18 protein-coding genes and 1 tRNA gene are annotated in these 23,959 nt (G+C 61.6%); 14 read left to right on the top strand and 5 right to left on the bottom strand.

Going from position 1 to position 23,959, the window contains the following annotated elements:
* Positions 1-84: 84 nt before the first annotated feature.
* Positions 85-1,869, bottom strand: a complete 1,785-nt coding sequence (locus HCN50_RS03750) for an acyl-CoA dehydrogenase family protein (protein WP_171708241.1) — start codon at positions 1,867-1,869, stop codon at positions 85-87.
* Between the two features lie 275 nt (positions 1,870-2,144).
* Between HCN50_RS03750 and HCN50_RS03745 the strand changes: the two genes are divergently transcribed.
* Positions 2,145-2,219, top strand: a tRNA-Gln gene (locus tag HCN50_RS03745).
* A 386-nt stretch (positions 2,220-2,605) separates the two neighbouring features.
* Here the strand turns inward: HCN50_RS03745 and HCN50_RS03740 are convergent.
* A complete protein-coding gene (locus HCN50_RS03740) occupies positions 2,606-3,484 on the bottom strand; it encodes a GNAT family N-acetyltransferase (RefSeq protein WP_171708240.1) in 879 nt (292 codons plus the stop codon).
* Positions 3,485-3,865: 381 nt separating this feature from the next.
* On the opposite strand from HCN50_RS03740, the gene HCN50_RS03735 reads away from it, so the two are divergent.
* The 3 genes from HCN50_RS03735 (at position 3,866) to HCN50_RS03725 (ending at position 6,825) form a co-directional block, all read left to right on the top strand.
* Positions 3,866-4,789: a 2-hydroxyacid dehydrogenase gene (locus HCN50_RS03735; protein WP_171708239.1), complete on the top strand. Its 924-nt coding sequence runs from the start codon at positions 3,866-3,868 to the stop codon at positions 4,787-4,789.
* Between the two features lie 12 nt (positions 4,790-4,801).
* Positions 4,802-5,158 (top strand): cupin domain-containing protein, encoded by a 357-nt coding sequence (locus tag HCN50_RS03730; protein WP_171708238.1) that lies wholly within the window; start codon positions 4,802-4,804, stop codon positions 5,156-5,158.
* A gap of 209 nt (positions 5,159-5,367) precedes the next feature.
* Positions 5,368-6,825 (top strand): NAD-dependent succinate-semialdehyde dehydrogenase, encoded by a 1,458-nt coding sequence (locus tag HCN50_RS03725; protein WP_171708237.1) that lies wholly within the window; start codon positions 5,368-5,370, stop codon positions 6,823-6,825.
* Positions 6,826-6,959: 134 nt separating this feature from the next.
* Here the strand turns inward: HCN50_RS03725 and HCN50_RS03720 are convergent, their stop codons facing one another.
* Positions 6,960-7,649 (bottom strand): haloacid dehalogenase type II, encoded by a 690-nt coding sequence (locus HCN50_RS03720; protein ID WP_171708236.1) that lies wholly within the window; start codon positions 7,647-7,649, stop codon positions 6,960-6,962.
* 342 nt (positions 7,650-7,991) lie between these two features.
* Here HCN50_RS03720 and HCN50_RS03715 point away from each other — a divergent pair, with 342 nt between their 5' ends.
* Positions 7,992-9,368: an aspartate aminotransferase family protein gene (locus HCN50_RS03715; RefSeq protein ID WP_171708438.1), complete on the top strand. Its 1,377-nt coding sequence runs from the start codon at positions 7,992-7,994 to the stop codon at positions 9,366-9,368.
* 16 nt (positions 9,369-9,384) lie between these two features.
* On the opposite strand, the gene HCN50_RS03710 is transcribed toward HCN50_RS03715, so the two are convergent.
* Complete coding sequence (locus HCN50_RS03710) at positions 9,385-9,861, bottom strand: Lrp/AsnC family transcriptional regulator (RefSeq protein WP_171708235.1); 477 nt, start codon at positions 9,859-9,861, stop codon at positions 9,385-9,387.
* 114 nt (positions 9,862-9,975) lie between these two features.
* The gene (locus tag HCN50_RS03705; RefSeq protein ID WP_171708234.1) at positions 9,976-11,301 is read right to left on the bottom strand and encodes an NAD(P)/FAD-dependent oxidoreductase; all 1,326 of its coding nucleotides are present in this window, start codon (positions 11,299-11,301) and stop codon (positions 9,976-9,978) included.
* Positions 11,302-11,965: 664 nt separating this feature from the next.
* On the opposite strand from HCN50_RS03705, the gene HCN50_RS03700 reads away from it, so the two are divergent.
* From HCN50_RS03700 to HCN50_RS03660, 9 genes are all read left to right on the top strand, one after another.
* Positions 11,966-13,630, top strand: coding sequence for an ABC transporter ATP-binding protein (locus HCN50_RS03700; protein WP_171708233.1), 1,665 nt, complete (start codon positions 11,966-11,968; stop codon positions 13,628-13,630).
* A gap of 27 nt (positions 13,631-13,657) precedes the next feature.
* Positions 13,658-15,325, top strand: coding sequence for a peptide ABC transporter substrate-binding protein (locus HCN50_RS03695; RefSeq protein WP_171708232.1), 1,668 nt, complete (start codon positions 13,658-13,660; stop codon positions 15,323-15,325).
* Between the two features lie 75 nt (positions 15,326-15,400).
* Positions 15,401-16,351 carry an ABC transporter permease gene (locus HCN50_RS03690; RefSeq protein ID WP_171708231.1) on the top strand — a complete coding sequence of 317 codons (951 nt, stop codon included), beginning with the start codon at positions 15,401-15,403 and terminating at the stop codon, positions 16,349-16,351.
* Positions 16,352-16,389: 38 nt separating this feature from the next.
* On the top strand, positions 16,390-17,268 hold the full coding sequence (locus HCN50_RS03685) for an ABC transporter permease (RefSeq protein ID WP_171708230.1): 879 nt from the start codon (positions 16,390-16,392) through the stop codon (positions 17,266-17,268).
* Between the two features lie 44 nt (positions 17,269-17,312).
* A complete protein-coding gene (locus tag HCN50_RS03680) occupies positions 17,313-18,623 on the top strand; it encodes an NAD(P)/FAD-dependent oxidoreductase (RefSeq protein WP_171708229.1) in 1,311 nt (436 codons plus the stop codon).
* 71 nt (positions 18,624-18,694) lie between these two features.
* A complete protein-coding gene (locus tag HCN50_RS03675) occupies positions 18,695-19,681 on the top strand; it encodes a GNAT family N-acetyltransferase (protein WP_235976717.1) in 987 nt (328 codons plus the stop codon).
* 26 nt (positions 19,682-19,707) lie between these two features.
* The gene (locus HCN50_RS03670) at positions 19,708-20,877 is read left to right on the top strand and encodes an alanine racemase (protein WP_171708436.1); all 1,170 of its coding nucleotides are present in this window, start codon (positions 19,708-19,710) and stop codon (positions 20,875-20,877) included.
* A gap of 72 nt (positions 20,878-20,949) precedes the next feature.
* A complete protein-coding gene (locus HCN50_RS03665) occupies positions 20,950-22,227 on the top strand; it encodes an NAD(P)/FAD-dependent oxidoreductase (RefSeq protein ID WP_171708228.1) in 1,278 nt (425 codons plus the stop codon).
* Complete coding sequence (locus tag HCN50_RS03660; RefSeq protein WP_171708227.1) at positions 22,224-23,681, top strand: aldehyde dehydrogenase family protein; 1,458 nt, start codon at positions 22,224-22,226, stop codon at positions 23,679-23,681. The genes HCN50_RS03665 and HCN50_RS03660 overlap by 4 nt, the downstream gene beginning before the upstream one ends.
* The last annotated feature ends 278 nt before the right edge of the window (positions 23,682-23,959 follow it).

Genomic DNA, 23,959 nt, shown 5'->3' with positions numbered 1-23,959 from the left:
CTTATTGTTCAATTCTGAGACGTGTGTGCGCTATCGGACAGAGAAGCGCGCGGCATGACGACGTTTTGTGTTGCGACGATGCCGTCACCCCAGCAACGCGGCGTCCGCGCCGTTCACGGCATCGGCTGAGTCCGTCACGGTCTTCTCCAGCGATCCTGCCTGCACGGCGATGTTCTCGGCAAAGAACCGCGCGACCGTCACGTAGCGTTGCGGATCGCTGCCCGCCTCGCCGTTGCTCCTGGCGGCCAGCGCTTCGCCGGCCAGCATGCAGCCGCCGAGCGTCGAGCCGAACAGGCGCAGGTAAGGCGTGGCGCCCGCCAGCGCGTCGTTCGGCGCAGACGCCACGCGCTCCAACAGCCACTTGCTGGCGCGTTCGAGCGAGCCGAGTGCGTCGCGCAGTTTTGCCCCCGTCGTGCCGAAGGCCGGATCGTTCGAGGTTTCGACCTGCTTGACGATGCTGCTGAGTTCATCGAGCAGCGCCCAGACCGACGCGCCGCCATTCGCCGCGAGCTTGCGCGTGACCAGGTCGATCGACTGGATGCCGTTGGTGCCCTCGTAGATCGAGGTGATGCGCGCATCACGGTAATGCTGCGCGGCGCCGGTCTCCTCGATGAAGCCCATGCCGCCGTGGACCTGCACGCCGAGATACGTCACTTCGTTGCCGATATCGGTGGAGAAGGCCTTTGCGATCGGCGTCAGCAGCGCGCCGCGCGCGGCCGCATCGGCGCGCACCTTCGGGTCGTTGGCGCGCGTGGCAATGTCGAGCGCGACCGCGGTGGCGTAGCAGATCGAACGTGCGGCCGCCGTCATGCTGCGCATTTGCAGGAGCATGCGCTTGACGTCGGGATGCACGATGATGGGATCGAGCCCGTCGCCCTTCTTGCCGACCGCGCGCCCCTGCTTGCGTTCCTGCGCGAAGGCCAGCGCCTGCTGATAGGCGCGGTCGGCGATGCCGACGCCCTCCAGGCCGACGCCGAGGCGGGCCTGGTTCATCATCGTGAACATGCATTGCATGCCCTTGTTTTCCTCGCCGATCAGGTAACCGATGGCGCCACCATGATCGCCCATCGTCATGGTGCAGGTGGGGGAGGCATGCATGCCGAGCTTGTGCTCGACGCCGCTGGGATAGATGTCGTTGCGCGCGCCCAGCGAGCCGTCGGCGTTGACGAGGAATTTCGGAATCAGGAATAGCGAAATCCCCTTGGTGCCCGCGGGCGCGTCGGGCAGGCGGGCGAGCACGAAATGCACGATGTTGTCGGTCATGTCGTGGTCGCCATAGGTGATGAAGATTTTTGTTCCCTTGATGCGATAGGTGCCGTCGCCGGCGCGCTCGGCACGGGTGCGCAGCGCGCCGACATCGGAGCCGGCCTGCGGCTCGGTGAGCTGCATGGTGCCGGTCCATTCGCCGGAGACGAGCTTCTGCAGATAGATCTGTTTCAGCTCCTCGCTGCCATGGGCATCGAGCGCCTCGATCGCCGAGAGCGTGAGCAGCGGGCAGAGGCCGAACGCGACGTTCGAGGCGCTCCAGATTTCGGTGCAGGCCGCGTTGATCGCCAGCGGCAGGCCTTGGCCGCCAAAGACTTCCGGGCCCGACACTGCGTTCCAGCCGGCGGCGGCCCACCGCTGATAGGCGTCCGGCCAGCCCGGCGCGGTCGTCACCTTGTTGTCGGCGAGCTTGATGCCGTGTTCGTCGCCGACCCGGTTCAGCGGGGCCAGCACGTCGCCGGCGAATTTGCCGGCTTCCTCCAGCACGGCGGCGGTGATGTCGCTGTCGAAGTCGCCGTAATGGCCGGCCTTCACGGCCGCCTGCAGGCCGGCGCCGTGGTTGAGCGCGAGCAGGATGTCGGAGATCGGCGCGCGATAGGTCATGACGAAAATCTCGCTTTTTGGCTAATGTGCTGCCGCCGTCTTCCCACGAAACCGGGGTTCTCTCAACTCTCCGCCGGCCGGTACGTTCACTCGCGTAGACGCCAAGGCCGGCCGAGCGATACCCCCTGCCGCGACCCATTATATAAAGGGTCATGTCGACGGAGCCGATTTTGGGTGAAATTGGCCCCGGCAGGCTGTTGAAATGGCGTGTTTCCCTCTATAGACCGGCGGTGCCGGACCCGGATCGGTGCTGGCCGATCCCCGGCCCGCACTGTTGGGGCGTAGCCAAGCGGTAAGGCAGCGGATTTTGATTCCGCCATTCGGAGGTTCGATCCCTCCCGCCCCAGCCAGCGCTTAAGCTACTGAGTTCGTTATGAAAGCAGCCTCCATTCTCGCCTCCCAACGGCGAACGAATCGGACGGCCGGTCGGAATGATGCATTTGTCTGGGATTGGCCGCTGCCATTGCGAGCAGATTGGCTGGTAGGTTCGAGGCGTTCCGCGCTGCTATGGGAGATACCCCCGACAGCGCACGTATCAGATTGATGCAGGTCGGTCCTATCCGCATCGTCAATAGGATATCAGGTCGGGCCAAATGAATGCTCTGATAGCGGTATCGGGTCGCGCCTGAAACCCGACAACGGCTTCGTTAGTTCGTTGGCAGGCTAGCGAGGTCATTGAGGCGGCGGTGCGCATCCATGCGCGGGATTCGCCACCGGTGGGCGTCGACTCACGGCTTCAGCTCAAGGCGTGCCCGGCCAATCCGTAGACCCACGGCTCGTTGTCCTTCCGGTTCAGGAATCGCCGTCCCTTGGACATGGTCGTGACGGTGTCGTTCATCCCGAGGCGGCTCTGCTGAAGAAAGTCGGCAAAGGGACCCGTCTGCTCCCGCGTATCGACGCGGGCGAACCGTCCGACGAGATCCTTGAGATGCACAGCCGTAAGGTGGATCGCGTCACGATCATTGCTGGCGACGATCGGACCGATCACGTGACCACGCCCGAATTCGCGCTTCATGGAGTAGCCGACCGTCTCGCCGCCGCGGCGCAGAACGCAGATTGACGCACCTTCCGAAAGCAATGCAAGCAGCTTCTGGCGGCTTGTTCCGAACGCGCGCTCATCCACTGCTGCGATCTCTTCAACACTCTCGGCTGACAGCGACCTCAATTCACCGTCCAGAACCGGCACCGGTGGGAGTGGCGACACAACCTCTCCCTGCCACAGATATACGACCGCTTCTTTCCTGAAGCCCAGCGAAAGATAAAGGTGATACGCCGCATCGGTCGAGTTCAGGCTCAAATTCCGGTCGCCACAGCGCTCAAACACCTGTTCCATGAGCCACCGGCCGGTACCTTGTGCCTGGGTGCGGGGCGATGTGATCACCAAGCCGACAGTGGCAAATTCGCGCCCGTGCGGAAACCACATCGCGCTGCCGAAGACGCGCCCTATGCCATCGACGGCTACGATGCCATGACCTGCGCGGCGCAAGAAATCCCAATCCTTAGGTCGATGCGGCCAGCCGACCCCAATAGAGAGCGCGTGGAGCAGCTTCACATCAACTTCATTGATGTCCTTCGCCGCCAGTTCAAAGGACTTGACGCGTACCGTTCGTCCCATTCAGCTCATCCGTTCCTTTGCGGGACTTCAAAGCCCACGGCATGTCGCACCGTGGATCCTCTGCTGCGTCACCGCACGAGCCCTCTCTTGCTGCAGCATAGCGCGGAAAGCCAGCAGGTTTCGCCTGTTTGGCGGTGGTTATTCGGAATGTTCCGCCTATGGCGCAACTCAATTCAGCAGGGAAAGCTCCTGCTTGCGGTTAGCCTGTCGACATCCGGGACTTGCGCAGGCGGGACCAAATTCCCGCAAGGCTCGTCGCATTTGTAACCCTCGGAAGTACGCAAACCGCACCTTGGTCGGTCGGCTACGCAAATAGTGCCAGGGTGCGGGAGGGTCTCAGTGCCCCAGCGTCGCCGGCGAGGACCTGAGAGAAACACGTCGATGGCGTTTGTTTTCAATTCCGATACCGCTCGGGGCGCAATTTTCCGTCAGGTCTTTGCGCGCGAGCTCCCCGATCTGGAATTCTACCATTATAGCGAATGTATCGATCCGGAAAAGGTACGCTACCTGCTGACCTGGAACGTGCCGGACGATGTCTCGCGCTTTCGTAATCTGGAAGTGCTCTTTTCCCTCGGTGCAGGGGTGGATCAGTTCAAGCCGGAGGCGATACCCGGCCACGTGAAGCTCGTGCGCATGGTCGAGGACGGCATCATACGCATGATGCAGGAATACGTCGTCCTTGGTGTGCTGACGCTCCATCGTGAGATGCTGGCATATCATGAGCAGCAGAGAAGAGGCCTGTGGCAAGCTCTTGCTGGCTCTCAGGCGACGGACCGTCGTGTGGGCTTCCTGGGCCTTGGGATGTTGGCGCAAGCTGCGATCGACCGCTTGAAGCCCTTTCGATTTCCCCTTGCCGCGTGGAGCCGAAGCAAGAAGGTGGTCGAGGGTGTCACCTGCTTCCACGGCGAGGGTCAGCTTGGCAAATTTCTGCAAGGAACGGATATCCTCGTCTGTCTTCTTCCTCTGACGGAGCAAACGAGCGGCATCCTGAACGCAAGGCTCTTCTCGCTTTTGCCAGTGGGAGCGAGGTTGCTGCATGTCGGCCGCGGCCCGCAGCTTGACCAAGGCGCGCTCATCGAGGCGCTCGACAGCGGCCGCCTGTCAGCGGCCATGCTCGACGTGACCGATCCCGAGCCGCTGCCGGAAAGCCATGCGCTCTGGTCTCATCCAAAGGTGATCATAACGCCGCATATCGCGTCCGTGACGCAACCGTATACGGCAGCACAAGCCGTCATAGAGAACATCCGGCGCCATCGCGCCGGCAGAAATCCGATCGGCCTCGTCGATCGAACGCTCGGCTACTAACAGGAAAATGCCATGTCACTTCTGGTCACCATAGACACCAATCCGGACTTCGCACCGAAGAACGCTGTGCCCGCTCCGGAACGGCTCATTTCAGGCAATCCATCGTTCAAGACTTGGGCGCAGGATGCCTCGAAGAACGAGAAGGTGCTGACCGGCGTCTGGGAAGCAACGCCGGGCGAAACCCATTCAATCAAGGGCACCACCTTCGAGTTCTGCCACATCCTCTCGGGCCTCATCGAAATCGAGGAAAAGGATGGTGAGACCCGGAGGTACCGCGCCGGCGACAGCTTTGTGATGAAACCTGGCTTCGTCGGGATCTGGCGCACGATCGAGACCGTGCGAAAGATCTACGTCTGCCATTATGACTGAGACGATGCTGAGGGCAGCACTAAAAACGCCCCTCAGAATATTCGACCTTCGGGGCCGCGTCTGACCAGATTCAACGCGGCCAGACACATCATTCTCAATGAAAAATGCGGCGCGCGGTCCTGTATTGCTCGGATGAGGCGGCTTTGTCTCGCCATCGCAAATCCGGGCAGTGATCGCGGGGTCGGCCCCGAAGGCAAGGGAACGAGTAGATGATTGCATTGAAGGACAGAGATCTGTTTCGCCAGCAAGCGCTGATCGGCGGCAACTGGCGGGATGCGAGTACGAAAGGCACCGTTGATGTCATCGATCCTGCCAGCCAGGAAGTTATTGGCACTATCCCCGACATGGGGCGTGACGAGACCAGGGAAGCAATCAACGTCGCGGCCGATGCGTTCAAGAGTTGGAGGACAAAGGCCCATGCAGAGCGTGCGGTGCTGTTGGAGCGTTGGTATGAGCTCATGCGGCGCCATGAGCAGGACTTGGCGCTTTTGCTGACGCTGGAGCAGGGCAAGCCGCTTGCTGAATCGCTCGGAGAAATCCGTTACGGGGCATCCTTCGTCAAGTGGTTTGCGGAAGAGGCACGGCGGATCAATGGATCGATGATCCCTTCGCCCACTGTCGATCGCCGCATTTTGGTGCTGAAAGAGCCGGTCGGCGTCTGCGGGATCATCACGCCCTGGAATTTTCCCAACGCGATGATTACGCGCAAGGTGGCGCCTGCGCTTGCTGCGGGCTGCACTGTCGTCATCAAGCCGTCTGAATTTACGCCTTTCTCGGCCCTTGCAATCGGTGTTCTGGCGGAGCAGGCCGGGATTCCAGCAGGCGTGATCAACATTGTGACGGGTATGCCGGCAGACATCGGCCAAGAACTGATGGCCAACGAAACCGTCCGCAAGATTTCCTTCACCGGATCGACCCGCGTCGGCGCGTTGCTGATGAAAGGCGCTGCTGACAACATCAAGAGGCTCAGCCTCGAACTCGGCGGCAACGCGCCTTTCATCGTCTTTGACGATGCCGATGTCGACCGGGCCGTCGAGGGGGCGATTGCGTCGAAATTCCGCAATGGAGGGCAGACGTGCGTCTGCTGCAATCGCATTCTGGTGCAATCACGCATTTACGACGCCTTCGCACAGAAGCTCGCCAGCCGGGTTGCCAAAATGAAGGTCGGTGCCGGTACGGAAGAGGGAGTCGCGATCGGGCCGATGATCAATGGCGCGGCGATCGACAAGATCAAGCGGCACGTCACGGACGCCCTGGATAAAGGCGCAAAGATCATCTCGGAGAGTGAAGCGGTGCCGGAAGGCCGGCAATATGCGCGCCCCGTCGTGCTCGGTGGCGCGACCACTGAGATGCTGCTCGCTTCAGAAGAGACGTTCGGCCCGGTCGCACCGCTTTTCCGCTTTGAGACCGAGGACGAGGCGGTTGCGATCGCAAACGGCACGCCGTTCGGCCTTGCCGCCTATTTCTACACTGAAAACCTCAGGCGCTCCTGGCGTGTTGCCGAAGCGCTGGAATTCGGCATGGTCGGCTTGAACACCGGCCTGATCTCGACTGAGGTTGCGCCTTTCGGCGGCGTAAAGCAGTCGGGCCTCGGACGCGAGGGATCCCAGCTCGGGATAGAAGAATATCTCGAGACCAAGGCGCTCCATGTCGGCGGGCTGGACTGATCGGCCCATCGAATCAGTACCTGAAACAAGAAAGGGGGCGGTCGAACCGCCCCCTTTTTCATTCGCAGCGCCGATTTCTATTGAAGCTTTTGTAAGAACTGACGTGCGCGAGAGAACCCTGAAGAGAATTGCGCTCACGCGCTTTTGCGCAGGGGCTCCAGGCCGACAGCCGCGGCAAGCCCGCCGATGCCAGCGACCTCGGTGTATTCATAGAATGGATTCGCGGGCTCGTGACCGCGATTCACCCAGACCTTGCTCTTGATGCCGAGGTCGTAGGCGGTCATCAGGTCGTAGCGGAAGGAGGACGAGACGTGGGTGATATCTTCCGGGCCGCAGCCCAGCTTGTCCAGCATATACTCGAAGCCTTTCATCTGCGGCTTGTAGGCGCCGGTCTCCTCGGCCGTGATGACCATGTGAAAGGGAGCGCCGAGCTTCTCCACGTTCGACATGATGAGGTTCTTCATGGAATTCGACAGGATGACGAGCGGGATTTCGTTGGCAACCTTGGCCAGACCCGCCGGGACGTCGGCATGTGGACCCCATGTGTGGATCTCTTCATTGATGCGCTGAGCATGCTCCGGCCGAAATGCGATACCATTGCGCTTGCACGCGCGCTCGAGCGCATTGTGCACGACCTCGAAATACGGCTTCCAGGCGCCGAGAACCTCGTCCAGGCGATAGGCCGAAAAATCCTTGATGAGCTTTGCCATGGCCGCCGACGAGAGCTCGGAGCCATAGACTCTCGTTGCCGCGCCGGCCATGTCGAAATTCGTCAACGTGCCGTAGCAGTCGAACGTGATGTATTTGGGTCTAAACGTCGCCATGACTCGTATCCTTCCGTCCTCACGCACCGCTTGCCGGTACGACAAGCATCATAATGAGCAGCCGACAAGATAAAGCACCGCAGTCGCGCGGCCCGGGAGCAGATTGTGTCGTATCGGATTGGAGCTTTGGCAGAGAGTTGCGCGAAGAGGCGTTTCGAGTTTGAGCGCCAATGGCGTGCGTCGCTCAAGGCCGGCATAAGATGCCGCGGCGATCGTCAACGAAAGGCAAAACTTCCTCCGTCGATATGCTGCTTAGGAGCAACTGCTGTCTTTGACATCCTATTTTGGACCCGAAAACATCGGGACGACCGCATAAGCGTCGGGGTTGATCTGGAGGACGACATGTTGAGCAACTCGCTGATTGAACTCGACCGCGCGCATCTGATTCACCCAGTCTCATCTTATCGAAGCCATGAGGCGCAAGGCGTGCGGGTGCTGAAATCAGCAAAGGGTGCGACGCTGACCGATGTCTCCGGGCGGCAGTTGCTCGACGGCTTTGCTGGTCTGTGGTGTGTCAATGCCGGCTACGGACAGGACAGCATCGTTGAAGCTGCGGCGAGACAGCTGCGCGAGCTGCCCTATGCCACGGGTTATTTCGGACTGGGCTCCGACCCGGCTATCCGGCTGGCCGCCAGGCTGGCTGAATTGGCGCCTGGTGACCTGAACCATGTCTACTTCACGTTGGGCGGATCCGATGCCGTCGACAGCACGATCCGGTTCATTCGGTACTATTATCATGCCAAGGGGAGGCCACAGAAAGACCAGTTCATTTCCGTCGAGTATGGCTACCATGGATCGTCGACGGCAGGGTCTGGCTTGACCGCGCTGCCGGCGTTTCATACGGGTTTTGGAGTACCTTATAGCTGGCAGCACAAGATTCCCTCGCACTATGCCTATCGCAATCCGGTTGGTACCCATCCCCAGGCTATCATTGCTGCGTCGGTCGCGGCCCTGCAGGCCAAGATATCCGAACTGGGCGCTGATCGCGTTGCTGCCTTCTATGTCGAGCCGATCCAGGGCTCGGGAGGCGTCCTCGTTCCGCCGCCGTCGTGGCTGAAGGAAATGCAGGCTGTTTGCAAGGAGCACGATATTCTGTTTGTTGCCGATGAGGTTATTACCGGCTTTGGCCGCGTCGGTCCGCTGTTCGCCTGTGAAGAGGACGATGTCGTGCCGGATCTCATGACAACGGCAAAAGGACTGACGTCGGGCTATGTGCCGATGGGGGCCATTCTCATGTCCGACCGCGTCTACAACACAATTGCCGATGGCGCCGGCAAGACGGCCGTTGGCCACGGCTACACCTATTCCGCACATCCCGTCAGCGCAGCCGTCGGGCTTGCATGCCTTGACCTTTATGAAAACGGCCTGCTGGAAAACGGCCGGAAGGCGGGGCACCGCCTGATGGAAGGTCTTCGCGCGCTTGCCGATCATCCGCTTGTCGGCGATGTCCGTGGTCGCGGCATGCTGGCCGCAATCGAGCTTGTTACCGACAAGAAGCGCAAGACGCCCCTGCCGACGGAAGCCGACGCGGCGCGCCGTATTTTTGACCGCGCATGGGACAATGGCCTCGTCATCCGCGCCTTTGCCCAGGGCGTGCTGGGTTTTGCGCCGCCGCTCTGCTGCACGGATGCGGACATCGACGGCATCATCGAACGGACAAGGAGTACGCTCGACCAGACGCTCGAAGACAAGGACGTCCGCGCGGCCATGAAAGGATAAACACCGCGCCTGCTCTCTAGCCGTTGAATATGCTCTCGAGAGGCAAGTAGGATTTCACAATCGGGGACTTCAGTACGACGAAACTGAAGTATTTGTCGATGCCGATGTCCATCTCGACGAGACGTTCCATGACCGCCTGGTATTCGCTGATTCCTGCGGTGATGAATTTCACGAGATAGTCGTACCCGCCTGAAACAAGATGGCATTCGACAACGGAATCGATCTTCTCGATGGTCGTGAGGAAGCGAGCGAAATCAATTTGCCGGTGATTCTTCAGGGTGATTTCGGCGAACACGGTCAGAGTTTGTCCGAGTTTGGAAACGTCGATCTGGGCGGAATAGCCGGTGATGAAGCCCTCTGTCTGGAGTCTCTTGACCCGCATCAGACATGGGCTTGGGGAAAGGTTTATCAGTTCCGAGAGCTCGACGTTGGAAACACGCCCGTTCTTCTGCAGTTCGCATAAAATCCTGATGTCGATCTTATCGAGCTTCATAGCAATGCCATGAGATGAGGGCGACAAGGGCGTCAGGGCTGTGAGGCTTCAGCGTCATAGGCAGTGTCATAGCATCAACCAGCATCTTTTCCCACCGGCGGCGGAAACTGCGTTTTAGAACTCGCTGACCTTGCCCCAGGCGCTCATTTTCAGCCGCTCCGGCCTGTAGGGACGCGGGTCGACGATCGGCGCGCGACCGGTGATGATGTCGGCGATCATATGCCCCGCCCCAGGCCCAATCCCGAAACCGTGGCCGCTGAACCCCGCCGCAAGGATGAACCCTGGAATCGATTCAACTTCACCGATTGCCGGAATGCCGTCGGGTGTGCTGTCGATGTAACCGGCCCAGACGTTTGAGATTGCGACGTATCGGAGTTCGGGTACCAACTCGCAAGCTCGTTGATGTGTTAGCCGAATCTGCCTCATGTCGGGACGGGGATTGAGTGTCCGGTTCAGTTCCATCGGGGTCACCTCATCGAGGGCCCATTTCGCCAAGGATTCATGCCCTTGCCGCAAGCCCTCGAAGGCCCCAGCGCTAAGACTTCGCCACCGACGGGCGAACATTGGCAGGAATTCGCGGCCGAACCTGAACTGCTGCGGTGTGGGGTCGACTCGCGCGCGCCCGCTGATTGCCAGCGTGTATCCGCCGTTGCCGCGTCGCGTGAGCGACACCAGCGCAGTGTACAAGGCATCAGGCAGGCTTGCCGCGCCAGGAGCCACGGCGAGAATGGACTGGCGTACGGACGCCTGTGGAAAGCGAATTCCAAGCTGGTTGCAGAACGAAGAGGCCCACGCGCCTCCTGCCATAACCGCCGTCTTCGTCCGGATCGTGCCCGCTTCGGTCACCACTCCATCGACCCGGCCGGCGCTGAGTTCTATGCCGCGCGCCGCGCAATACTGGTGCACAGTGCCACCCGCCGCCATGATCGCGCGCGCGGCGATGGGAACGGCCTTTGAGGTATCTGCCGTCCCGTCGGTTGGAGAGAAGACGCCACCTTTCCACTTGCGGCCCGTCGCCTTGCCTCGCTCGTTCGCTTCTTCCGCACTCAACATGTGCGTCGTAACGCCCATGGTCCTGGCGAAATCTCGCCATTTGGCCCAGGCCTCAAGCTCATTTTCGTCGTTCGACAAATATAAGAGGCCGCAGCGGCGGAAACCCGTATCTTCACCGGTCTCCTGAGCAACTCTCCCCCAGAGATCGAGGCTCTTGGTCGCAATCGGCAACTCGCGCGCATCGCGGTTCTGCTGGCGGCACCATCCCCAGTTGCGGCTGGACTGCTCGGCAGCAACACGGCCCTTTTCAAGCAACGCGACCTTGAGGCCGCGACGGGTGAGATAGTAGCTCGTGAACACGCCCACCACTCCGCCGCCAATGACGACGACGTCTGCCTCTCGAGGCAGGGATGGACTGGATTCGATATGCATGAGCGGCGCGCTCATTGGGCGGGGACCTCCCGTGGGTTGCCGTAACCTAGCGGAGAAAGTGCGGCAGGCCCCGCGGACTTTCGTGATGGGACGGAATTTCCTGCCGTTTGCTGCCTTGGACACAGGCTATTATTGCGAGAATAGTTGGCTTGCACCGATGTCGCAGTGTGGAGACCGACGCACTCTCTCCGCAATCGGGGCGGCCAAGAACAAGCGTGCATCCGCCGCGCGTCAGCGGGTCTCGCGATGCAGACTGAAATGCCAAATCGGACTTCGTTTTCAGAAGTTCATGCTGCCCGAATGCCGCGTTTCGGCGACTCCAGGGTGACTGAAGTCGTCAAAATCAGGAGAACCATTCAATCTCGATCAATGGGTCGATATCCGAGGAGCGAACTGCATGAGCCTTGTCCAGGAAAAGACCTTGGCCGAAGCGATAGAGCTGGCGACGCTCTATGGGCTTCCTCGCGATGGCGGTGGCCAACCTGGCCGGTGTTGTCTTCTGAGCAACCGATCTTGCTTATTGCGCAAGCAGGCCTGAATCATGTCCCAGCCTCCAATGAAGGAATGGCAATTTGAGCGGCGAGTTGTTGAACTGCCCAGGGAGCGCGGGAACGCAAGGAGCCGAAGGCCCGGCGCGCAGCAGAATGATCGGACCCGGTTGAAAGGGGAGGATGGCCCTATGGGCTCTGGCATCCAGGCTGTAACCCCCGCCGATGTGGCGCTCTCGGTGCGCGAGCTTAGCGTAAGTCTGCCGGGAGGAATGGAGCGGGCCCACGCCGTCGAGAACATCTCCTTCGATCTGATGCGCGGTCAGATTCTGTGCATCATCGGCGAATCTGGATCGGGTAAGTCGGTTACCGCCAATGCGATCATGGGGCTCCTGCCGAAAGTAATCCGTGTCTCTTCGGGTGCGGTCCACCTCGATGGAATGAACATCGTTGGTCTCTCGCCCGATAAACTCCGCAGCCTGCGCGGCCGGGTCGTGTCGATGATCTTTCAGGACCCTCTCTCGGCACTCAACCCGCTGATGACCGTGGGTGCGCAGATCGAGGAGGTGATGGCGGTCCACGATGTTGGGACGCCGAAATCCCGTCGCAGCCGGGCCATCGACCTGTTGATTGAAGTGGGCCTGCCCGATCCGCAGCTTATGTATCACCAATATCCATTCCGGCTTTCGGGCGGCCAGCGGCAACGGGTAATGATCGCCATGGCTTTGGCTCTCGAGCCCGCGATCCTGATTGCGGACGAGCCGACCACCGCGCTGGACGTGACGACCCAGGCGCAGATCCTGCAATTGATCCGCGACATTCAGCGCCGCAAGGGAATGAGCGTCATGTTCATCACCCACGACTTCGGAGTTGTGGCGCAGATTGCCGACTACGTTGTCGTGATGGAAAAGGGCCGTTGCGTGGAGCAGGGCGGTGCCGAGCAGGTACTAAAGTCGCCCAGTCATCTCTATTCGCGACGCCTGATCGCGGCTGTGCCGCACCTGACCGGCAAGGACCGTGTTCCCTTGCATGCTGCGGACCGGGTGCCCATCCTGAAAGTTGAACGGCTCGCAAAAACCTATCGCAGTGGCAGCGCGCTTTTCGGCAAGCGGCGCATCGTGCCTGCGGTCAATGGCGTCACGTTCGATCTCACGTCGGGGCGCACGCTGGGCGTTGTCGGGGAGAGCGGCTCGGGCAAATCGTCGCTCGGTCGGTTGCTGATCAAGCTCATGGCGTGCGATAGCGGCTCGATTCTGTTCGAAGGCCGCGACATTGCCGGGCTTTCCGAAGCCGAGTTTCGGTCGCTGCGGCCAAAAATCCAGATGATCTTCCAGGATCCTTTTGCATCGCTCAACCCGCGATCGACGGTCGGGCACATTCTCACGGTCGGTCCGGTCGCGCATGGGATACTCTACAGCGAGGCTTGTGAGCGGGCGCGGGAGCTGCTGTCCCATGTCGGTCTGGACTCAGGCGCCTTTGACCGTTATCCGCACGAGTTCTCCGGCGGGCAGCGCCAACGCATCGGCATCGCCCGGGCGCTGATGTTCAGGCCAAAATTGCTGATTGCCGACGAAGCGGTCTCTGCGCTCGACGTGTCGATCCAGGCTCAGATCTTGAAGCTGCTGGACCAGATTCAGCGGGAGACCGGCGTCTCGATGATCTTCATCACGCATGATCTGCGCGTCGCCAGCCAGATCTGCGATGAAATCGCCGTCATGCATCGAGGACAGATCGTCGAACGGGGACCGCCGTCGCAAATCTTCCTCGACCCGAAATCCGCCTACACGCGAGAACTGGTAGCGGCGATCCCGGGAGAGCAGGCGGGTAGCATGCTCGAACATGCAGCAAATCCGTAAAGAACATCACAAGGGAGGAGAGACGTTATGACCAAGCGTTCTGCGACTACATCGACCTACTCTCGGCGTGATGCTCTGCGAGTGCTGGCGATCGGCGGAGCAGCCGGCTTCTTCGCGCCCCATCTCTTGGGCAAGCCCGCCGTCGCTCGCACATCCCCAAAACCGACCGGCCGTATAATCGTTGGACTTGGGCAGGAGCCGACCGTCTTCAATCCGCTGATGGCGCACATTGAAGTCGATGATGGGGTGCATTTCTCGGTTTTTGACGCGCTCTTCCGCATCGATCCACAAGGCGTCATTCAGCCAAACCTTGCCGTGGAAGTGCCGAGCCAGAAGAACGGCGGCATTTCGGAGGACGGTCTCAAATGGCGCATTCGCTTGCGTGACGATGTCCGATGGCACGACGGCAAGCCTTTCAGCGCCGAAGACGTGAAGTTCACTCTCGAACTGATCACGAATCCCAATTTCCGGAGTTGGCGCACCGCCGGGCATGCGCTCGTGCGCGACATTACGGTGATCTCGCCCTCGGAGATCTCGTGGCGAATGGAAGAGGCCTTTGCACCATATTTGTCATTCCTGACCGAAACTTTTATCGTCCCCAAGCACCTCCTAGAGAAGGAGGCCAACCCAAGCAACGCAGCCTTCAATCAGGCTCCGGTCGGCACCGGCGCATTCAAGTGGGGCAAGCGGGTCCCGGGCGATCATCTCGAACTCGTGGCCAACCTCGACTATTTCGGTGAAGGCCCTCACATCGAGAGGCTGGTCTTCAAATACATTCCCGATCTCACCGTCCTCTACACTCAGTTCAAGAGCGGCGATGTGGATCTTGTGGGGCAGCCCTACATCACCCCTGACCACTATCGGGAAGCCAAGACGCTGCCGAACCGCGTTGTGACCCTGGTCCCAAGGGCCTCATTCGAGTCCTTTTACCTGAACCTCGAGCGTCCCCAATTCAAGGAACTGGCGGTTCGCGAGGCGCTCTACGCGGCGATCGACAAGGAGGCGATCATCCAGGGGCTCTACTACGGAGTGCCGGCGCCGACAGAGACCTTCATGCCGAAACAATCCTTGTACTACAACTCCAACCTGCCGGCACACGAATACAATCTGGACCGCGCGCGCAAGATCCTCGACAAGGCCGGCTGGGTGCCTGGACGAGATGGCATTCGTGGCAAAGGCGGCGTCCGCCTGTCCTTCGCCAACTCGACCACGTCAGGCGATCCGCTTCGCGAGCAGGCGCAGCAGTTCCTGCAGCAGACATTTGCGCAATTGGGCGTCGAGATGAAGATATCGAACCTGCCCGCCGCCGTGATGTGGGGCGAGTTCTGGCAGCAATCGCAGTTCGATTCCGTGATAGTCGGCAGCACGTATCTGATCGGGGCTGACCCCGATGTCACCAATCGCCTGCACTCGCGTTCGATCGCCGCAAAGGGCGGGCGTGGTTCGAACAACGCGCAGTACGCCAATCCGGAAGTCGATGCCTTGCTCGACAAGGGAGCTCGCACCTTCGATCCGGAAGCGCGGCGCGCAATCTATCATCGCGTACAAGAGCTTGTCCGCCAGGACCTGCCCTTCCTTCCGCTGTATCAGAGCAATGCGGTCCAGGGTCACAAGAAAGGCATTTCGGGCGTCGTTCCGAACGGCAACACGCGCACGGAATCCTGGAACGCGCTGGCTTGGTATTGGGCGAGTTGACGTACCACCGTCCGAGACCTGCATAGCCGGAAGGACGGCGACCGACTGCACCGTCAAGGTAACATGGAGACTCGAATGTCCGGGTTCCTGCTCAATCGTCTCTCGCAGAGCATCGTCCTGCTGGTGATCGTCTCGATCATCGGATTCACGGTTCTCAACCTCATGCCGGGCGGTCCTCTTGCGCAATTCGGGCTCGATCCTGGCATGAGCCAGAAGGACGTCGAGAGACTCGTAGAGCAGCTAGGGCTGAACCGGCCGCTATGGATTCAGTATCTCGATTGGGCTTGGCGGTTGGTTCAGGGCGACTGGGGACACTCCTTCCGCGATGGCTCTTCGGTGCTGGCGGTGATTGGTCGGCATCTGTCGGCGACGCTGCTGCTCATGGGGACGTCTACCGCACTGGCGATCGCGATTGGTTCCTGGATCGGCATCCGCGGTGCCACCCACCGCTATTCTCTCTTCGACTATTGCGCGACGGTCGGCGCCATGATCGCGCTGTCGGTCCCGACTTTCTGGTTCGGCCTGATCGGCATCTACATCTTCACATTGAAACTCGGGTGGGTTCCTGCAGGTAACATGTACACGATCGGCGACGGCTCGGTGCTGGACTATCTGCATCACCTGATCCTGCCAAGCCTGGTGCTGTCGCTGGTTCATGTCGCGATCTGGAGCCGCTACATGCGCACGGCGACACTCGATGCGCTAAGCCAGGATTTCGTCAAGACGGCCCGTGCCAAAGGCGTAAGCGAGCGCCGCATCTTGCTGAGGCATGTCGTCGGCAATGCGCTGTTGCCGATGATCACGCTGGCAGGGATGCAACTGCCCAGCATTCTGACCGGCGCATTGGTCACTGAGACGGTCTTCACGTGGCCGGGAATGGGTCGGTTGTTTCTCGATAGCCTCGGTTATAGCGACTATCCGGTCGTAATGGGGCTATTGATATTCTCGGCCATCCTGGTCGTCCTGGGCAACCTGATCGCAGACATCGTCATCGCTATCGTCGACCCGCGCATCCGCTTGGCCTGACCCCGCGGACTCACGCCTGTTTACAGGAGGCAGCAGATATGACCGCTATCGTCGCGCACGCAGCTCCGATTCGCTGGTGGCACAGCCGTGCGGTGTACCGCTTCATGCGCCATCATCTGGCACTCGTGGGGATCGCGATGATCACCCTACTTGTGCTGGCGTGCGCCATCGGTCCCTATGCCTTGGCATACGACTCGCTCCAAATCGATCTGCGCGCCCGCTTTGCTCCACCTCTCAGCGGTAATCACTACTTCGGCACCGATCCGCTGGGGCGTGATCTGGCTGCGCGGCTGTTGATGGCCGGGCGTGTCTCGCTGCTGGTCGGCTTCTCCGCGATGCTGCTGTCAACGCTGATCGGCACGCTGGTCGGCGTGACGGCCGGATATCGCGGCGGCTGGGTCGGCGCGGCGCTGATGCGCACCGTGGACGGCTTCCTTTCTTATCCCTCGATCTTCCTCGTCCTGGCGCTGGCCGCAACGCTGCGGCCCAGCCCGGTGATGATCACCGTGATCATTGCCGTCACGAGCTGGATGGAGACCGCCAGAATCGTCGAGGCCGAGGTCCGCTCGCTGCGCGAGCGCGAGTTCGTCCAGGCTGCGCGCATGGTAGGGCTGAGCCGCAGGCATATCATGTTCCGCGAGATCCTGCCCAATGCGATAGGTCCAATCATCGTCGCCGCGAGCCTGGCGGTCGCTCGCGCGATTCTTCTGGAAGCCTATATCAGCTTTCTCGGCTACGGAATCCAGCCGCCGATGCCCAGCTGGGGCAACTTGCTCAACGGCGCCCAGCAATATCTGGCCAGCGCTCCATGGCTCGCCATCATCCCCGGTGCCGCAATTACAATTGCGGTAACGAGCTTCAACTTCATCGGCGACGGCCTGCGAGACGCCCTCGACGTTCGAGACGACCACATTTGACAATTTGAGCCAAGCCACAGTTGAACATATGAGAAGCAAACGCCATGCTCGCGCCGAGAGTTGACGAAAAGGCGACGCCCTATTGGTGGGAAGCCGCTCCGCTTAAGCCGCTGCCTCAGCAGCCATTGTCCAAGAAGCTCGACGTGCTGATCGTGGGTGCGGGCTATGCCGGGCTTTCGGCCGGGCTGGTGCTGGCGCGCGAGGGGCGCTCGGTCGCAGCGTTTGACGCAATGAACCCGGGAGAGGGAGCTTCGACGCGCAACGGTGGAATCACCAGCGGAACCATTCGGCCGGACTACGCGACGCTCACGCGACGGTTCGGCGAAGAGACGGCGCTGGCAATCGAGGCGGAAGGCAAGAGCGCGCGCGAATTCCTGTACGATTTCATCAGGACGGAAGGGCTCGCGTGCGACTTCCAGGCTGTCGGACAGTTCAAAGGCGCCTTCGGCTATGAACAATACGAAGCCATGGCGCGCAGCGCGGAGACCCTGGCGAAGAAACTGCGGATCGAGTCCTACGCGGTTCCGTATCCCGAGCAACGCAGCTACATCGGCACCGATGTCTATCGCGGTGGCACGGTTCGGATGGATATCGGCGGGCTGCACCCGGCGAAATTCCACGCCGAACTCCTGCGCGTTGCGCTCGCATCGGGACTGACGGTCCACGGCCGAACACCGGTCATCTCAATAGAGGGGGATGCCTCCGGATTCCGCGTCGTCACCGCAGCCGGATCGGTGCAGGCGCGTCAGGTGCTGGTTTGTACCAACGGCTACACCGATGGTGCCGTGCCTTTCCTGCGCCGCAGGCTGGTCCCGGTTCGCAGCCGGATCATTGCGACCGAGGAGCTCGCGCCCGAAGCCATGGCGCGGCTGATGCCGAAACGCATGATGATCACCGAGAACCGGGAGGTCGGCTTCTATTACCGACCCTCACCCGACGGCAGACGTATTCTGCTGGGTGGACGTGATAGCTCCCGCGTCGGCGATCCCGTCGCTCCGAAGCTGCTTCTGCGTAAGGGGTTGGTGAACCTTTTTCCCGAACTGGAGAATGTTCGCCTTTCGCACAGCTGGTTCGGCAATGTGGCAATGAACCGCGACATGATTCCCCGCATCTTCGAGAAGAACGGCATCGTCTATGCCACTGGCTTCTGCGGTTCCGGCGTAGTCTGGGCACCGTGGATCGGTATGCATGCGGCCCACAAGCTCATGGGTCACAAGGAGCAGGCGCGCACCGCCTTTGACTTCCGGCCGCCGGCATTCATCCCACTCTATCGAGGCAATCCGTGGTTCATGCCTGCCTTCATTCAGGGCTATCGCATGCGTGATCGGATCGCGCTGTGGCGTGCCAGCCGCTGATGGCAGATTGACCCTCCTGCCGCATCATCAATGAAATACTATGCCGAACTTTGCTCCAGTCCGATTGCGTAATGCTGTGGGGTCCAAGCTACGCTCCAGGCTACGCGAGGATCATCCGATGGTCCTCACCCTGTCAGGCACTCGGGATTAGTCGGGCAACTCCGAGCAAGAAACATCGACGCATCATGACAAGCGCAGCGTACCGGCCCGGAGATCGTGTCAATCAGGACGTGGTCCTGCTTCCATTCGCCAGAGCGCATCTGGAAGGCGCCCTGAAGCTCTCGCAAGAGATGTCTTGGCCCTATCGGTTCGAGGATTGGGATTTCGCGCTGCAGTTGGGCCATGGCTTTGTTCTGCAGCGCGCCGGTGTGGTGATCGGGACCGCGGCCTGGTGGCCGTACGGCGAGACCCATGCTTCCGCCGGGATGATCATCATTGCGAAGGCCGCTCAGGGCCGTGGCTACGGGGCGCGGCTCATGGATGCGTTGCTCGCGTCGGCGTATCCACGAACCATCACATTGAATTCCACGGCCGAAGGCATCATGCTTTACCGGCGGCGCGGCTTCGTCCCTATTGGGGTCATCCACCAGCACCAGGGAATTTGCGAGGAACGCCAAAAGGCGCCGCCGTCGAGCCTTGTCAGGGCAATGGCTGCATCGGATTTCGAGGCGATAATGCGGCTCGATCGCGAGGCTACTGGTCTGGATAGGCAACGGATGCTGGATCGGCTCGTCCAGAGCGCCGACGGCTACGTCCTGCAGCGCGACGGCATACCCAGCGGCTATGCTATCTCCCGCCTTTTCGGGCGCGGACATGTCATCGGCCCTGTCGTGGCCGAGAGCCCGACCGATGCACGCACGCTGATCGAAGCTGCGCTCGCAGGTCTCGGGCGTGCTTTCGTCCGGATCGACACCTCTGCCTCATCTCAGCTCGGAGAATGGCTCGAAGCCGTCGGTCTGCAGCAGGTCGGAGATGCCACCACCATGCTTCTGGGGACGCCGCCGCTGTCGACCGGGCCAGCGCGGACCTTTGCGATCGCCAACCAGTCGTTCGGCTAGGGGAGAGCGAAGTGCTACGGCAGGAGATGCGCGGACCAAATATCCAGAATGGCGAGACGGCAGCAACGGTGGGCACGCTGGCAACTCCGGCTCTCCTGCTCGACACTGACCGGCTGGATCGCAATCTCGCCCGTCTGTCCTCTCGCATGGCCGCGCGAGGCGTGGTGCTGCGTCCCCATATGAAGACCGCCAAATCCATTGACGTCGCCCGACGCGCCTATCGGTCCGAGCCGGGGCCAATCACTGTCTCCACCTTGGCGGAGGCAGAGTACTTCGCGCGGCACGGTGTCCGTGACATGACTTATGCCGTGGGGCTTGCACCGCACGCTGCCGAGAGAGCAATGCGTCTGCGGAAAGCAGGCATCGATCTCAAGGTGCTGCTCGATTCGCCTGAACAGGCGACGATGCTCGGCACGGCCGGTCGCGCCGCTGGCGTGACGCCATCCGCCTTCATCGAGATCGACTGCGACGGTCATCGCGGCGGGCTGACCGCCACCGATCCCAAGCTCATCGCCGTCGCGGCTGCGCTGGGCGAGGCCGGCGTCAAGCTCGCCGGCATTCTCACCCATGCCGGCGAGTCCTACAGCCTGTGCACGCCCCAGGCCCTTATCGCGGCTGCGGAGAACGAGCGTGCCGTGGCGGTCGCCGCGGCGGAGATGTTGCGCGCAGCCGGACACGAATGCCCTGTCGTGAGCGTCGGTTCGACGCCCACCGCCCATTTCGCCGAAGACCTGACCGGCATTACGGAGATGCGGGCTGGCGTCTACATGTTCTTCGATCTTGTGATGCACGGTGTCGGTGTCTGCACGACCGACGACATCGCGATCTCCGTACTTGCCACGGTGATCGGCACGAAGCCTGAGAAGGGCTGGATTCTGGTCGATGCCGGCTGGATGGCGCTGTCGCGCGACCGCGGCACAGCGGCGCAGCGAATCGACCAGGGCTACGGCCTCGTCTGCGATCCCTGCGGCAAGATCTATCCCGACCTGATCGTCGCGCAGGCGAGCCAGGAGCACGGCATCCTCGCCATCCGGTCCGGCGCGGCGCACGCTTTGCCCGATCTGTCGATCGGCGCGAAGGTCAGGATCCTGCCCAATCACGCCTGCGCGACGGCCTCACAACACGAGTTGTACAATGTCGTCTCCGCCGGGAGCGACACAATCGAAGCTCAGTGGCCGCGAATGCGCGGCTGGTAGGTTCTCGAACAGAGTTGCGCCGTAACGATTTGCGGGTGCCCAGCATTCGCATCGCGAGGATCAGAGGTCGATATGAAGCTCACATCCTATTGGCTGGATACATCGCAGCCATTCACGAGCGCCGCCGCAGGGCCGGTGGAGGGCTCTTACGACGTCGCCGTGATCGGGGGCGGCCTGACCGGCTCTTCCGCCGCGCTGGCGCTCGCCAAGAAGGGCGCGCGCGTCGTGCTGCTCGAAGCCGAGACGATCGGGCACGCGGCTTCCGGCCGAAACGGCGGGATGTGCAACAATGGGTTCGCGCAGGACTACGGCACGCTCTCGGCCAAGCTCGGCAAGGACGTCGCCGACCGGCTCTACCGGGCCTTCGACGCCGGCGTCGATATGGTCGAGCGGCTGGTGACCGAGGAGAACATCGACTGCAAATTCGCGCGCGTCGGCAAGATCAAGCTTGCGGCGAGGCCTGAGCACTACGACAAGCTGGCGCGCAGCCAGGAATTGCTGGCCGCCACTGTCGATCCCGACACGGCGATGGTGAGCCGTGCCGATCTGGTCGGTGAGGTGGGATCGAAGCGGTATTACGGCGGGCTCATCTACCGCAAGAGCGCCGGCATGCATGTCGGACGCTTCGTCCGCGGCCTTGCCGAAGCGGCCGCGCGGCGCGGGGTCGATATCCACGAGCATGCGACGATGACGGCCCTGCGGCCCGCCGCCGGCGGAGGCCACGAGATCGAGACATCCAAGGGCCGACTACGGGCCTCGCAGGTTCTGCTTGCGAGCGGCATCTCGCATACGGGACCGCTGGGTTGGATTCGGCGCCGGATCGTGCCGGTCGGCGCCTTCCTGATCGTCACCGAGCCCTTGCCCATCCCAGCCCTCGATCGGCTCCTGCCACGCCGCCGGATGGCGGTCGATACCAAGAACCTCGTCAACTACTTCCGAACGACGCCCGACAACCGGCTGCTGTTCGGTGGCCGCGCGCGCTTCGCCATCTCCAATCCGGCGTCGGACGAAAAAAGCGGCGCCATCCTGCAGGCGGCGTTGCACGACGTCTTTCCCGAGCTTCGCGGCGTGCGTATCGATTATTGCTGGGGCGGAATGGTCGACATGACGCGCGACCGGCTGCCGCGCGCCGGCGAACGCAACGGCATCTACTATTCCATGGGCTACAGTGGCCACGGCACCCAGATGTCGACCCTGATGGGGACGATCATGGCTGAGGTCATGGACGGGCGCGCCGAGCTCAATCCTTGGAAAGATTTCGCGTGGCCGGCCATTCCGGGCCATCTCGGTCCGCCCTGGTTCCTCCCGCTGGTCGGCGCCTACTACCGCATTAAGGATCGCTTCCAATGACTTCGCCGGTTGGACACCTGATGGACGCTGATTTGCTCGGCAAGTTCTACATCGATGGAGAATGGCGGAAGCCGACCGGATCGGCCACGGCGAGCGTCGTTAATCCGGCGACCGAGCAGCCGATCGCCGAAGTCGCGCTCGGGGATGGCGGGGATGTGGACTGCGCTGTCGCGGCCGCGAGACGAGCCTTCGCCGGCTGGTCCATGACGCCACCTGCTGAGAGGGCGGCGCTGCTCGACCGGGTCCATGGTTTGCTGCTCGAGCGGCTGGAGCTGTTCGCGCAGGCCCTCACATGCGAGATGGGAGCCGCCATCACCTACGCGCGTCGCGCCCAAGTGCCGCTGGCTGCCGAACATATCCGGGTCGCGCGCGCCAATCTCGCGACCTATCCGTTCGTCACCCCGCGCGGCAGCACCGCGATCCTACGCGAGGCGATCGGCGTCTGTGGACTCATTACGCCCTGGAACTGGCCGCTCTACCAGATCACAGCCAAGGTCGGACCGGCGCTGGCGGCGGGTTGCACTGTCGTGTTGAAGCCGAGCGAATTGTCGCCGCTCAGCGCCTTGCTGTTCGCTGAGGTGATGGACGACGCCGGCTGTCCGCCCGGCGTATTCAACCTCGTCAACGGCACAGGTCCAACCGTGGGCGGCGCTCTAGCGTCGCATCCGCAGGTGGACATGATCTCGATCACCGGCTCGACGCGCGCGGGGGTTCTTGTCGCGCAAGCGGCGGCGCCCACGGTGAAGCGCGTCGCCCAGGAACTCGGCGGCAAGTCGCCGAATATCATTTTGCCGGATGCCGATCTGGGCCGGGCTGTTCCGCTCGGCGTCGGCGCCGCCTTCCGCAATCTCGGCCAATCCTGTAGCGCACCGACGCGCATGCTCGTGTCCCGCTCACAGATGAAGGAGGTCGAGATTCTCGCCGCGGCGGCAGCTTCCGAATTGGTGGTCGGCGATCCCCTCGCGGAAAGCACGACCCATGGCCCGATCGCCAACCGGCCGCAGTTCGAGCGAGTCCAGGCCATGATCGGGATCGGCCTGGAGGAGGGCGCCAAGCTCGTCATCGGCGGACCGGGGCGGCCGGACGACCTGCAGGTCGGACTCTATGCGCGGCCGACGATCTTCTCGAACGTCCGTCGCGACATGAGGATCGCGCAGGAGGAAATCTTCGGCCCGGTACTCTCGATCATACCCTATGACAGCGTGGATGAGGCAATCGAGATTGCCAACGACACGGTCTACGGCCTCGGCGCCCACGTGCAAGGCACTGGTATGGAGACCGTGCGGGCCGTGGCCGAGCAGATCCGGTCCGGTCAGGTTCATCTCAACTTTCCCGACTGGGACCCGAATGCACCTTTTGGCGGATACAAGCGTTCCGGCAATGGCCGGGAATACGGCCTTGAGGGCATCGAGGAATATCTCGAGACCAAGGCCGTTCTCGGATTCTATCGCTGAAACGCCACAGTGCATGAATTCTTCGTGTGCCGCATTTGGCGGCACGTTCGAGCAGATTGCGTAATGCCTTCAGCGCCTGATCGGGCGCCGCCGAAATCAGAAGATCAAGATAGGATGTCCGCGGCCGAGCGGATTCGATGGCTGCGAGAGCGTGCGGTCACCGCACATTACTTCTTCTAACGCATCTTCAATGCAACATCGTGCCGAACTTTGCTTCACTTTGACTGCGCAATGCGGCCGGACCCGAGATACGTTGTAGTCAGCGTCAAGGTCGTCAG

Origin of the sequence: Bradyrhizobium archetypum (assembly GCF_013114835.1) — a bacterium.
Classification (GTDB): domain Bacteria; phylum Pseudomonadota; class Alphaproteobacteria; order Rhizobiales; family Xanthobacteraceae; genus Bradyrhizobium; species Bradyrhizobium archetypum.
This window is presented reverse-complemented; position numbering and strand designations above follow the sequence as displayed.